This window comes from Acidobacteriota bacterium, from assembly GCA_040754075.1.
GTDB lineage: Bacteria > Acidobacteriota > Blastocatellia > UBA7656 > UBA7656 > JBFMDH01.
The window spans coordinates 67,652-80,150 of record JBFMDH010000025.1; the positions used below are offsets into that span (position 1 = coordinate 67,652).

9 protein-coding genes are annotated in these 12,499 nt (G+C 47.4%); 3 read left to right on the top strand and 6 right to left on the bottom strand.

Going from position 1 to position 12,499, the window contains the following annotated elements; all coding sequences use genetic code 11:
- Positions 1-141 precede the first annotated feature (141 nt).
- The 3 genes from AB1757_22680 (at position 142) to AB1757_22690 (ending at position 6,699) form a co-directional block, all read left to right on the top strand.
- Positions 142-1,521 (top strand): serine hydrolase domain-containing protein, encoded by a 1,380-nt coding sequence (locus AB1757_22680; GenBank protein ID MEW6129864.1) that lies wholly within the window; start codon positions 142-144, stop codon positions 1,519-1,521.
- Positions 1,522-1,641: 120 nt separating this feature from the next.
- A complete protein-coding gene (locus AB1757_22685; protein ID MEW6129865.1) occupies positions 1,642-2,838 on the top strand; it encodes a membrane dipeptidase in 1,197 nt (398 codons plus the stop codon).
- 105 nt (positions 2,839-2,943) lie between these two features.
- On the top strand, positions 2,944-6,699 hold the full coding sequence (locus AB1757_22690) for a carboxypeptidase regulatory-like domain-containing protein (protein MEW6129866.1): 3,756 nt from the start codon (positions 2,944-2,946) through the stop codon (positions 6,697-6,699).
- A 233-nt stretch (positions 6,700-6,932) separates the two neighbouring features.
- Here AB1757_22690 and AB1757_22695 read toward each other — a convergent pair whose 3' ends face one another.
- The 6 genes from AB1757_22695 to AB1757_22720 all read right to left on the bottom strand — a co-directional run bounded on the left by AB1757_22695 (position 6,933) and on the right by AB1757_22720 (position 12,486).
- Positions 6,933-7,190 carry a hypothetical protein gene (locus tag AB1757_22695; protein MEW6129867.1) on the bottom strand — a complete coding sequence of 86 codons (258 nt, stop codon included), beginning with the start codon at positions 7,188-7,190 and terminating at the stop codon, positions 6,933-6,935.
- 31 nt (positions 7,191-7,221) lie between these two features.
- Positions 7,222-7,662, bottom strand: coding sequence for a hypothetical protein (locus AB1757_22700; protein ID MEW6129868.1), 441 nt, complete (start codon positions 7,660-7,662; stop codon positions 7,222-7,224).
- 78 nt (positions 7,663-7,740) lie between these two features.
- Positions 7,741-9,519, bottom strand: coding sequence for a cytochrome c3 family protein (locus AB1757_22705; protein ID MEW6129869.1), 1,779 nt, complete (start codon positions 9,517-9,519; stop codon positions 7,741-7,743).
- Between the two features lie 46 nt (positions 9,520-9,565).
- Positions 9,566-10,153 (bottom strand): CDP-alcohol phosphatidyltransferase family protein, encoded by a 588-nt coding sequence (locus AB1757_22710; protein MEW6129870.1) that lies wholly within the window; start codon positions 10,151-10,153, stop codon positions 9,566-9,568.
- A 41-nt stretch (positions 10,154-10,194) separates the two neighbouring features.
- On the bottom strand, positions 10,195-11,148 hold the full coding sequence (locus AB1757_22715) for a DUF58 domain-containing protein (protein ID MEW6129871.1): 954 nt from the start codon (positions 11,146-11,148) through the stop codon (positions 10,195-10,197).
- A 318-nt stretch (positions 11,149-11,466) separates the two neighbouring features.
- Entirely contained in the window at positions 11,467-12,486 is a 1,020-nt protein-coding gene (locus AB1757_22720) for a MoxR family ATPase (GenBank protein MEW6129872.1), read from the bottom strand.
- Positions 12,487-12,499: the final 13 nt, after the last annotated feature.

The window sequence follows — 12,499 nt, forward strand, 5'->3', positions numbered from 1 at the left end:
CACATCAAGGGATGGCAAACAAGATTATGTGCAACAAGTGTTGTATGATTCTTGACAGCTTGCAACAACTGATGTATAAACCCGCCTACCCAAACTTAAAATCGGCGAGGGGTTTCAATCCAACTTCAAGGAATTAATTTTATGATGGTGAAGAAATCGTCAGGCTGCCAGCTCTTTTTAATCGGGGTGCTTTTAATCGGGCTTTTTACCCTTAAAGTCGAAGCGCAACAAAGCGCCAATCTGCAATCTGAAATTGACCAATTGATGGTCAGTAAATTCAAAGCCGATGAACCGGGTGCCACGGTTATCGTAGTCAAAGACGGCAAGGTACTCTTTCGCAAGGGTTACGGACTTGCCAATATCGAATTAAATATTCCCGCGCAACCCGACATGATTTTTAGAATCGGTTCGATTACCAAACAATTTACGGCAGTGGCGATTTTAATGCTCGAAGAGCAAGGCAAGCTTTCGCTCACAGACGACCTCACCAAATATTTTCCCGATTACCCAACCCAGGGTAAAAAAATCACGGTTGAGCATTTGCTCAATCACACATCGGGAATCAAAAGCTACACCGCGCTTCCCGAATGGCTTCCGCAATGGCGCAAGGATTTTAAAGATGAAGAACTGATTGCCTTGTTCAAGGACAAGCCTATGGATTTCGCTCCGGGGGCGAGTTGGAATTACAACAACTCGGCATTTTTTCTGCTCGGCGTCATCATCGAAAAAGCCTCAGGATTGAGTTATGCCGATTTTATTGAACAGAAAATTTTCCAGCCGCTAGGCATGAAGAATTCATTTTATGACCGCACGGATCGCATTATTCGCGGGCGGGTTTCCGGTTATTCAAGAGGCAGCAAAGGGTTTGTCAATGCCGCATACCTCAGCATGACACAACCGGGCGCGGCGGGCGCATTGATGTCAACGGTTGATGATTTAGCCATCTGGGACGCGGCGCTTTACACAGATAAACTGCTCAAACCGGATACGCTCAAAAAAGCCTGGATGCCGAGCAAATTGACTGATGGTCGCCTGACCCATTATGGATACGGGTGGGCGATTAATGATTACGAAGGTCATCAGATGATTTCGCATGGCGGGGGGATTAACGGCTTCGTTACTCACGTCAGACGTTTGCCAATAGACAAAGTTTTCGTTTCGGTTCTCACCAACCGGGATACCGGCAATCCCAACCCCGAAGAACTTACCTTGAAGATTGCCGCGATGGTTATCGGAAAACCCGTTAAAGATTACACGCCGATTACGCTCGCGGAAAATGTGCTTGACCAGTATGTCGGGGTCTATCAAGTCAGCGAAAAAGAGAAAGCCACGATTGCCCGTGAAGGCAATAAACTGACCTTGATGTTTGGTCCCCAGAAAATCCAAATTTCACCGGTTTCTGAAAAACTATTTGTCTTCAATCGCAATCGTTTCTCATTCATCAAGGAGGGGAATCAAGTGAAAGCCTTAATCCTTCACAGCGATTATGGCATTGATCAGGAAGCGAAGAAAATCCAGTAGGAATTGATGAGTGGGAAAAGCCGGAGTGTCGTTTTCAATTTCAATTCTTAATAAATCGGTTTGAAGGCGACACTCCCATATCGGACTAATATTTCAACAATCACCAGTTTCAGGAGCATTATGGCAAAAACCAAAGCGCAATCACCAAAACCCATTTCCCATCACCTGACTCGCCGCGCGATGTTGAAGAAAACTACGCTTGCGAGTTCGGCTTTATTTTTTGCGCCGATGGTCAATCGCGGGCGGTTTCGCCTTTTTGCCAACGCCAACACCGAGTATTCAACCCGAACCCTTGATTTGATGAAGCGCGCGACGGTGATTGATATGCTCAGTCCTTTGACGCTCAACTTTCCCAAACAGGACAAGTGGTTTCGCGACCCTGAAAGTTTTACTGCTGAAGACCTCAAACCTTTCACAGAATCCGGCATCAAGGTTTTTCATATTGCGATTGGCATGGGAGGCACAGAAGCTTACTCAGAGGTGTTAAAGTTTTTTGCCTTGTGGAATGGTTTTCTGGCAAATCACGACCAGCATTTTATGCGCATCGATAGCGCCGCAGATTTAGAGCGCGTAAAAAATTCCGGCAAGGTCGGCATCCTGCTTGGCTTGCAAAACGCCGATCATTTTCGCGTGCCCAATGATGTCAATTTTTTCCGCAATCTCGGACAGAGGGTTTCGCAACTCACCTATAACTCAAGAAATTTAATCGGCAATGGTTCAACCGAACGGCGCGATGATGGCATCAGCGATTTTGGCGCAATGATTATCGACCGCATGAACACCGTCGGCATGGCGATTGACGTTTCGCATTGCGGCGACCGCACAACGATTGATGCCTTTGAACTATCCAAAAAACCCGTGCTGATTACCCATTCCAATTGTCGCGCGCTGTGTCCTGGACATCCGCGTTGTAAAACCGATGAAGCGATTAAAAAAGTTGGCGCTGCCGAAAGCGTGATGGGCATAACCGGGGTGCGGATGTTTGTCAAAAATGACGAACCCACATCCATTGAAGACTATCTCAACCATTTCGACCACGTCAGAAAATTGATTGGCTCAGAGCATCTGGGCATCGGCAGCGATATTGATTTATACGGTTATGATGCCATGCCGCCGGAACTCAATCGCCAACTTCGCGCCGGTTATAAAGGCAGTTACGGGTTTCGCGAAAAAATCGATATTGAAGGGGTCAATCACCCCAAACGCATGTTCGATTTAACCGAAGGCTTCATTCGCAGAAAATATTCGGATTCGGAAATCGAAGGCATACTCGGCGGCAATTTCAAGCGTGTATTATCGAAAATCTGGACAGTGTAATCGTTCTCATAAAGCTTTTTCAGTCTTTTTCTTTTTTTTAATCCGGTCTCATTCCGTTACATCTTGCGTAGTTTTTAGTCTCATTCTTGGAGAAGGAGGATAATCATGAAAGCTGCTCGCTTTTTAATTTTCGCTTTGGTGGTCTCGCTTTTGCCCTTGCAGGCATTTGGGCAAACCGCAACTACCGCAAGAATCTCAGGGGTGGTATCGGATTCACAAGGTGCAATCGTTGCCGGTGCAGCCGTCAAACTGATTGACAAAGCAACCAAAACTGAAAGAACCGATGCTACCAATTCCGAAGGGCGCTATGTCTTTCCAAACGTAGAACCCGGACTATATGAAATCGCCGTTACCGCGCAAGGTTTTCGCACCACGATTGTTGCCGAAGTCAAAGCCGAAATTGCGAAAACCGCCAACGTCGATATCTCGCTTCAAGCCGGTGGCACCACCGAACAAGTTACGGTTACAGCAACCGGTGAAGTTCAATTGCAAAAAGATGATTCGGCAGTTGGCAATGTGATTGAGAGTGACCGAATCCAGCGATTACCGAATGCCAACCGCCAGGTGACTTCACTCTTGCAACTGCAACCGGCAATCTCGCCGACCGGTGAAACTTCAGGTTCGCGTGGCGACCAGAACACCTTCAGTCTTGACGGAATTGATGTAACCGACAATGTAGGATTTCGCAGTTCCTTTGCCACCGTCATTCCGACTCCGACCGAATCGGTGGAAGAATTCCGTGTAACCGTAGCCAATCCCAACGCGACATTCGGACGATCAGGTGGCGCACAGGTAACGCTGGTTACCAAACGTGGCACCAATCAATATCATGGGTCGGCTTATGAATATCATCAAAACGATAATTTAAATGCCAACTCATGGACGAATAATCGTTTGAAATTGCCAAGGCCACCGCTCATCGATAATCGTTTCGGCTTTTCACTCGGCGGGGCGATCTGGAAAGAGAAAGTCTTTTTCTTCGGCAACTATGAAGGCAGACGATTACCCGGCACGCAACAGATTAACCGCGTGGTTCCAACCGATAGCTTTCGAGCCGGGCAACTGCGGTTTCGCGATGCCTCGGGAGCGGTGTTTACCGTCAATCCGCGAACCTTTGACCCGCGCGCTCTCGGAGCCAATGCGAAAATTCTCAGCTACCTCAACACCCTACCCAAACCCAACAATTCAGGTTTTGGAGACGGATTAAATACCAGCGGGTTTACTTCTAATGTGGCGGCGAATTTAAGGTCTGATTATGGGGTTCTGCGGCTCGATTACCAGATAAACCAGAATTGGTCATTTGAAGCCAAAGGCGCGCTTTCAAGAAATATTCAAATAAACGCCAATCAAGTAGACCTTATCAACCTCAAAGGCGGCGATCAGGTTTCGGAACGACCGAAAAATTTAACCTTTGGACTCACCGGAACTCTGCGACCGAATCTGGTGAATGAAGTTCGCATCGGGCATTCGTTTGACAATTTTATTCTCGAAAGAATTTCCCCGACGACGATTGCCGGATTTAATGTTTCGGTCAATCTTGCGCCCAGCGCAGCAGATTCCAATCCGGCAGTTGCACTGTTAGATGAAGCCATTGACGTTGATACCCAACGCGCCCGTGAACAATCCTTATCAGGAGGCAACTGGCAATTTATTGACAACGCCACCTGGTCGAAAGGTTCACACACGGTGCAATTCGGCGGCAATCTGCGTTACATCACCACATTTCATTATCGCGATGATAAAGTCATCGGCTCCGTCGCCACTCCGGTTGCTTCAATCGGCGCAGCAGGCAATGTCCAGATTAGTGCCGGTGAACGTCCACCCACTTGTGGCGGAGCAGTCACCCAAAATTGTCTACAATCATCCGACCTCAGCCGTTACAACCAGTTTTATGCTTCGCTGCTCGGCATCGTTGACAGTGTCTCTTACCTTGCAGTGCGCGACGGTTCCCTGCAACCGCTGCCGCCGGGAACCGGATTAGTCAACGACACCACGCTTAGACATTGGGAATTTTATTTCTCGGATGTCTGGCGCATCAAATCCAACTTTACCCTTTCATACGGACTTACCTATCAGTGGCACACTCCACCCAAAGACGAACTCGATAGGCAAACCGTCCTCGCCTACAAAGATTCGGGTCAACTGATTGAAGCGGCGGATTATTTGCAGCAAAAACGCGCCGCAGCCGAAAACGGAGAAATTTTTAATCCCGATATTTCCTACCTTCCAATTAAGGAGACCGGCAGAGTCGGCGTATTCGACATCAATCGCAAAGATTTCTCGCCGCGTTTTGCACTCTCGTGGCAACCGGCATACAAATCCGGTCTATTGGGCAAACTTTTCGGCGATAATCACACGGTTATTCGAGGCGGTTATGCCTTGCTTTATGACCGCGTAAACACCGTTTCAAGCGTCGTTGTGCCGATGCTTGGGGTAGGATTCGCACAGACCTTAAACTTTCGCGCGCCGAAAAATTCCGCAGGACAGCCCTTTCGCGCAGGCATTGATGGCAATATCCCGGTGCCGGTAAATACCGCAGCCGTCTCCCCGGTTGTCCCTGCAAAACCTTTCGGTGAGTTGCTTTCGTTCACAATGGACCCGGTGATTCGCGACCCCTACAATCATTCAGTAGATTTTTCGATTCAACGGGAATTGCCCGGTAAAATGCTAATCGAAGTTGGCTACATCGGCAGGTTCGCGCGTAACCTGATTCAAAATGTGAACCTCAATTCAGCGCCGTATTTCTTCAAAGATAAAACTTCCGGTCAAACTTTTGCACAGGCATTCGATAGCGTTGCCGGACAATTGAGAAACGGAGTGGCACCGGGTTCGGTAACTCCGCAACCCTGGTTTGAAAACCAACTGGCGGGAACGCCTTTTGCGGCAATCGGGGCAACACGATTTATCGCGGGTCAGGTCACCGGTGATTTCATTGCCGGAAACATCAATAACCTGTGGAATACATTTTTGGATTTCATCGCGCCGAAATCCTATAACAATCAACAATCGCTCGACCTGTTTGTTCGTACCAGTCTGGGAAGATCAAATTACAATGCGTTCTTTGTTTCCCTGCACAAGCGAACCTCCAAAGGTTTGACGATGGATTTCAATTACACCCTTTCACGGTCGCTTGACCAGATTGGCGGCATACAGAATTTTGTGTCGCAATTTTCAAGCAGCTTTGATGGCGACATTGATTATGCGCCATCAGATTTCGACCGCACGCACATTGCTAATGCCAATTTCGTTTACGATTTGCCGTTCGGCAGAGGCAGAGCTTTCAGCACCGGCAACTGGTTGGACAATATTATCGGTGGTTGGTATGCCTCGGGAATCTGGCAGGCGGCAAGCGGTGGACCGCTCACTGTCGTTCAAGGATTTCAGGTATTCGGAGCCGGAGCCATCTTCGGAACCGGCACCGGGGCAATTCCGCTTCAAAAACCGGACTATGGCAACAGCTTGCAAAGCGGTGTGAGCGGCGCGGATGGCATTGGAACCGCCGGCAACCCGGCTAATCGCGGAACCGGTTTGAACCTGTTCGCCAATCCTGAAAATGTCTATAAGAATTTCCGACGCATCAACATCTCGGAGGACGGACGCAGCGGTCGTGGTGTGTTGCGCGGATTAACACGTTGGCAATTCGATATGTCATTCGGTAAACAGACACGAATTACCGAAAAGGTAAAATTGGGACTTAGCTTCGATTTCTTCAACATCTTCAACCATGTCAATTTTGCCGACCCGTCACTTGACTTGAACAACCGAGCCAGTTTCGGGGTCATTACCAGTCAACTCGTTGGCGTTGCAAATGGATTTTACAGACCACGAGTTATCCAAATCGGTGCGCGAATCGATTTCTAAAAACTTGAGGCGCAGATTGAATCTGCGCCTCTTTTTCTTCCTTCCAATTTCCCCGGTCGCGGTCAAAGACCGCTCGCTAAACCATTCTATAGCCGTTTGCAAAACGATTTACTCAAGTTGAGGAAGCGGTCTTTGACCGCGTATGACGGGAAACGCGGTCAAAGACCGCTTCCTCAACAGCGGCTGAGTAAACTCAATCGCAAACCATTCTAATCTTCAAAAGAAAATGCGTATTATTCTTCAGTTTTTTCCAACCAGAATTGCAGCGGTAAAGATAAAATCGGGTAGCGTTGTCTGAGCTTTAACACCTGTCCCGCATAATCGGCTTTGCGAATTTTTCCGTCGAGCAATTGTTTTCTCAATTTGCGAATTTCAATTAGATACAGGTCGTTGATAAATTCGCGGATTTCTTCAGGTGAAGTCTGCCCGTCGGGCATGATGCCGTGTTTAACCAATTGTTCAACAACCATCGCTTTGTAACGATACGCCATGTTAATTCCCGTTTTTTGTACGTCTCAAATATTATTGCCCTTTTTCATCATTAAATTTCAACAAAGCCAATACAAAAGCGATGGCTGCCCAAATGATTAATAACGCGGCAACCGGCACCAACCAGATGGCAAGCCCCGGGTCGGTTTCTGTATGCCGGATTCCTGAAAGAAAAAATCCCAAGGGCATTAAAACCACTCCGAGCCTTAAAGCCACACGCGGCGCTTTAACAATTTCCAGAGCGAAATTTTTGGCACACAATGCGCCGATGACCAGCAACAATCCGAGTAGTGTTCCATGAGTATGAGCGAGGCGAAAAAGTTCGCGCCGTTGCGCGTCTTCCAGATAAGCCGGAATTTTATAGCCAATCAGCCCTTCCAACAACAATCCAAACATCATCCAGAAGGCGATTGATGCCCAGCCTTGAACCAACATGGGCTTTAACCATCCAAGTGATTTTTCATCGCTTGCCATCAATTATTAATTTATGCCTTTCAAATTATTTTCAGTTGATAAGAAATCCTTCCCCGTTTTCGATTCAAATCAGCATGCTTACTCGCCAACTTCCAAATCCACATCACGACGCATTGATTTCAATTGTTGAACCAACGAAAAAAATTCATCGGGTTTTTGTGAATTTAATCGTTGAACATTTTGCCGCCATTGCAGTAAAGAATTTTGCAGCATCGCTTGTGAGCCTAGATAATCCGGTTTTTCAAGTCCGGCATTTTTCAAATACTGCTCATTGATCTTTGCCAATCCGTTCGCCGCAAAATAACGAACAATCGGGTAGTTATCGGTTAAGGCTTCAACTAAGTAAGGCGCGCTCCAACGCCAATCAATATGCGGATTGCCTCCGCCACCCAGCGATTCCGCCATTAACCCTCTGGTCAATGCGTCACCGGAAAATAAACCGCGAACGCCTTCGGGAATATCAAACTGTTTGTCGGGATGGTTTTCAAGATTGAAAAATTTTGTCTGCCAGAGGCTGCGCGACTGGGCAATCGCCCAGTTCACCGATTTATCCAGGTGACATTGATTGCAGGCGTTCGGAAGCGACTGAGAAATCGTAAGCTGAGGATTGGGAACCGTGATGTCATGCGTCGGATGAATCGACATCACCCCGTAAACCACACGCGGCATATGACAACTGTAACAACTGCTGCCCGAAGAATCCGCTTGATGTCTGGTGTGTTCGGTTAGCGCCTTTCCCGAATTGTATTCATCATGACATTCAAGACAAGGTTTGTTAGTGCGATTTTCTTCGGTAATCTGACCCTTCACATCTCCGCCATGCATGCTGTGACAAGTCAGACAATTGATTTTATTTTTCGGGTCGCCTTCAATAAAACATTTTGACCGCAAGATACCTTGATATTCATAAGCCGTAAGTCGCGGCGAACCGTTCGCCCAGAAGCGATTGGCAAACGAATAATTGCCGACCATGGTATCGCGTTGAACCGGTTGATAAATTTTCGCGAGATCGTCACCGGCATTGTAAGGATCGCCGCGTTGCAGAATTTCCTGTATGCGGTTCAACTCAACCGGTATGCGTTGACCATGACAATGTCCGCAAATCTGCATTGAACGTTCGGCAGAAAGTTTCAACGGATTGACAATATTCTTCTCAGCTTCTCTATCAAATTGCCAAAGGGTTCGGGTAAACGGCGAGCTTGCTTTTTCTGCGTGGTCGGCTGCTGCTCCGTGACAAGCGCCACAGGCAATGCCAAGTTCTGAGACTTCGGTGTTGAATTGCCGGGTCTGAAAATTGATTTGCGGTTGGGCTTTGACGTTATGACAAAATACACAATTGCCATCCCAGTCGCTTTGATGTTGGAAAAAATTTTCTCCATCGGGATAAAAAAACGAGCCGTTTAAATTCATCCACCGGCGATTCAGCAAATCATACGCTAAAGGCAGGCGAATATATTTGCCGGTTTGTTTCGATAAATACTGTTCGATGCGCCGCGACCCGACCGTTCGATCAACACTGAACGTTTGCGCTTGTCCGTTGGGCTGGGTGAAGGTCATGAAAAATTTATCGCCGCGTTTTTCCATGCGCGCTTTCACGTTGAGGTATTCAAGCGTGTTCTGATTTTCAAAATCGCCTTGCAGGGTTTGCGGGCGGGCTTCCTGAGTCATGCGGCTGTGATGGGTTTTCGCCCACGAAGCAAAATGGTCTTGATGACAGGAGAGACAATCTTTGGATTGCAGATAATTTTCATCAGCAAAATTTTTACGAATGCCAACATATTCATGCCGCATCGCCAGCACTGTGAAACCGACAAGCAAAGCGGAGAGCAAAGTCAGGATGAGCGATTTTATGACCAATAGGATTGCCTCACCGAAGTGAATTAAAAATTGGAGGAAGAGATTATCATGATTTTGTTTGTCGGAGAATTTTGGTTGACTGATGTTCGCGAATGACCTTTACCCCTAACCGGATGTAACTCACGCCTGAAACCAGCACCGAGCCGAGAACGATGAAATAGCAGAGTGGCAAAATAACTGTGAATCGCCCCATCCAGTTGAACCACAAAAACCAGACAATCAATCCGAGTTCCAGAAAGGTATTCACTTTGCCCGAAGTCGTCGGTTTGAAATCTTTGAATTTTGTTAATCGGTAAACCATCAATGAGCCTATTAAAATAACGGTATCCCGTAAAATAACCACCACCGCAAGCCACACCGGAATTGAAGGAAAATTCGCATGCGGGATTGCCATCACGATGAAAGAAGCGGTGGTAAGGATTTTATCTGCGGCAGGGTCTAAGGTTTGTCCGAGTTTGGTCTGTTGATTAAATTTTCGCGCCACAAACCCGTCAAAAAAATCCGAAATGCTGGCAATGAAAAAGGTCAGGAGCGCCCAGCCAAATCTTCCGATATAAATAAAATACAAAAAGGGCGGAATCAGCAGGATGCGAAAGAGGGTCAACAGATTGGCAAGATTGAAAAGGTCTCTCACAGGTTTATCAATAATGTCCACATTCAGGCTTGGGCGACGGGTTATCCTGCCATGCGGCTTTCGATTAAATTTTTCAGCAACAACTCTTCAAAGGCGGCGCTCGATTGCATGAAGGTATAGCCGATTCCCTGTTTGCGGCAAAAGGATTCAAGTGATTCGGTAAACTTGGCGAGCGTTTTTTTATAAGCTTCGACGGCGCGCGCGTTGATGGTTATTTCGCGTTCTTCTCCGGTTTCGGCATCGACGACCAGCCAATCGCCTGCGGTTTCAGGGCTGACCTCTTCATCAGCAAGCACCTGAATTAAATTGACATCGAAACGGCGTTGAGCGAGCAGTTTTAAATCCTGACGAAAATCGCCTTCATCAAAAAAATCCGAAATGATGAACAAAATGCCCGGTTTTATGGTGTTTTTTTGATAGGCGCGTAACACCGCGCTCAAATTCGTGCGCTCAGGATTGCGTTCATCAGTTGTCGATTCTTTACCCTCGCGCGATGCAGGAACGGATTCCGTTTTTTTATCGTCAGCCAGAGATTCCAAAAACGACAGTACCGACATCAAATGTCCGCGTCCACGCGAAGCGCGTTTCTGCAAACGAATCGCCGAATCGAAAGTCGCGACACCGACCTGGTCTAAACTTGAAATTCCCAGAAAAGTTAAAGCGGCAGCGGTGCGGCGGGCAAAATCAAACTTTGACACCTTGTCGCCAAAATGCATGGATTGACTCTGGTCGAGCAGAATATCAATGCGTACGTCTTCTTCTTCGACAAATTGGCGAAGCATCAACCGTTCAAGTCTGGCGTAGATATTCCAATCGACGTGGCGAAAATCATCGCCTGCTTCATACTTTCTAAAATCGGCAAACTCGACGGACGCGCCGCGTCTGGTAGACCGCCGCTCACCCCGCATACTGCCGGGAAAAGCGCGCCGCGCCTGAATCCGCAACAGTTCAAGCTTGCGCAAAAATGTGGGGTCTAAAAGGCTTTGATTCGGCATTGAAGTGAAAAATGACTTTAAAATTTTTTAATTGATTTCAGGAAACATAAAAAATAGCAATTGAAATGAGCAGGTTTAACACCGTCATACCCAAGAGCATCCTTTTCAACTCCCTATACCAATAAAAATTCAGAAGACTAAAAGCGATAAAAAAAGCCAAACTATTCGACCAGGGGTTTGAAAGCCAAATCCCTAAAATCCCTTTTAAAATGGTTTTGAAAAACCCCGCCACAACCAAAGGCAATATTATGTCTCTGAAAATATTACTTTTTAAATGAACAATTTTTTCCATTATCAACGGTAAAATTTTGGAGACAACTAATCATTTTGCTTGGCTGATTTCTCAATCGAAGAAAGCACCGCAAGCACATCATCAAGAATTGCATCAACGCTGATGCCTTCGGCTTCGCCTTCAAAATTTAAAATCACGCGATGGCGAAGCGCGGGTTTGACGACTGCGGCAAGGTCGCCGCGACTGACGTTGTAACGACCATCAAGCAAGGCTCTGGCTTTGGCGGTTAAAACAATCCCTTGCAAACCGCGCGGGCTTGCGCCGAAACGCACGAATTTCTTCACACTAATCGGTGCGCCTTCGGTTTTCGGATGGGTCATCAATAAAGCGTCGGCGGCAATCTCTTCGATGTGCGGCGCGATGATAACTTCGCGAACCAGCTTTTGCATTTCGACCAGGTCATCGGGCGAAAGGATGCGAGTGGCATGAGGAATTGATTCACTGGTTGTACGCCGCAAAACCTCAATCAAATCCGAACGCGACGGATAGTTAATCAGCAGTTTGAAAATAAACCGGTCGAGTTGCGCTTCGGGTAGCGGATAGGTGCCTTCCATCTCCAAAGGGTTTTGGGTGGCGAGGGTGAAAAAGACGCCTTCGAGTTTATGAGTTTTTCCGCCAACCGTCACCTGACGTTCCTGCATCGCTTCAAGCAAGGCAGATTGGGTTTTCGGGGTGGCGCGGTTGATTTCATCGGCGAGCAACAGATTGGTAAACACCGGTCCCGGTTGAAACTGAAACATCTTATCGCCCGCTTCATTTTCAACGATGATGTTGGTGCCAACAATATCAGCGGGCATCAAATCCGGGGTAAATTGCACACGCGAAAAATTCAAGCCGAGGGTTTCACCAAGCGTCCTCACCAGCAACGTTTTGCCGAGTCCCGGCACGCCTTCCAACAGAACGTGACCACCTGCCATTAAGGCAAGCAATGCGCCCTCGACAATCTCTTCCTGACCGACGATGACTCGTCCGATTTCGGCTTTGAGATTGCGAAACTTTTCGCCGTAACTTTCAACGCGCTTTTTGATTTCACCTAAGGTTTGCATATATCGGTAGTCG

Bases quoted from the DNA above. Each gene is read 5' to 3' on its own strand.
- AB1757_22715 (MEW6129871.1), bottom strand. From the start codon at position 11,148: ATGCCGAATCAAAGCCTTTTAGACCCCACATTTTTGCGCAAGCTTGAA.
- AB1757_22720 (MEW6129872.1), bottom strand. From the start codon at position 12,486: ATGCAAACCTTAGGTGAAATCAAAAAGCGCGTTGAAAGTTACGGCGAA.
- AB1757_22695 (MEW6129867.1), bottom strand. From the start codon at position 7,190: ATGGCGTATCGTTACAAAGCGATGGTTGTTGAACAATTGGTTAAACAC.
- AB1757_22685 (MEW6129865.1), top strand. From the start codon at position 1,642: ATGGCAAAAACCAAAGCGCAATCACCAAAACCCATTTCCCATCACCTG.
- AB1757_22680 (MEW6129864.1), top strand. From the start codon at position 142: ATGATGGTGAAGAAATCGTCAGGCTGCCAGCTCTTTTTAATCGGGGTG.
- AB1757_22690 (MEW6129866.1), top strand. From the start codon at position 2,944: ATGAAAGCTGCTCGCTTTTTAATTTTCGCTTTGGTGGTCTCGCTTTTG.
- AB1757_22700 (MEW6129868.1), bottom strand. From the start codon at position 7,662: ATGGCAAGCGATGAAAAATCACTTGGATGGTTAAAGCCCATGTTGGTT.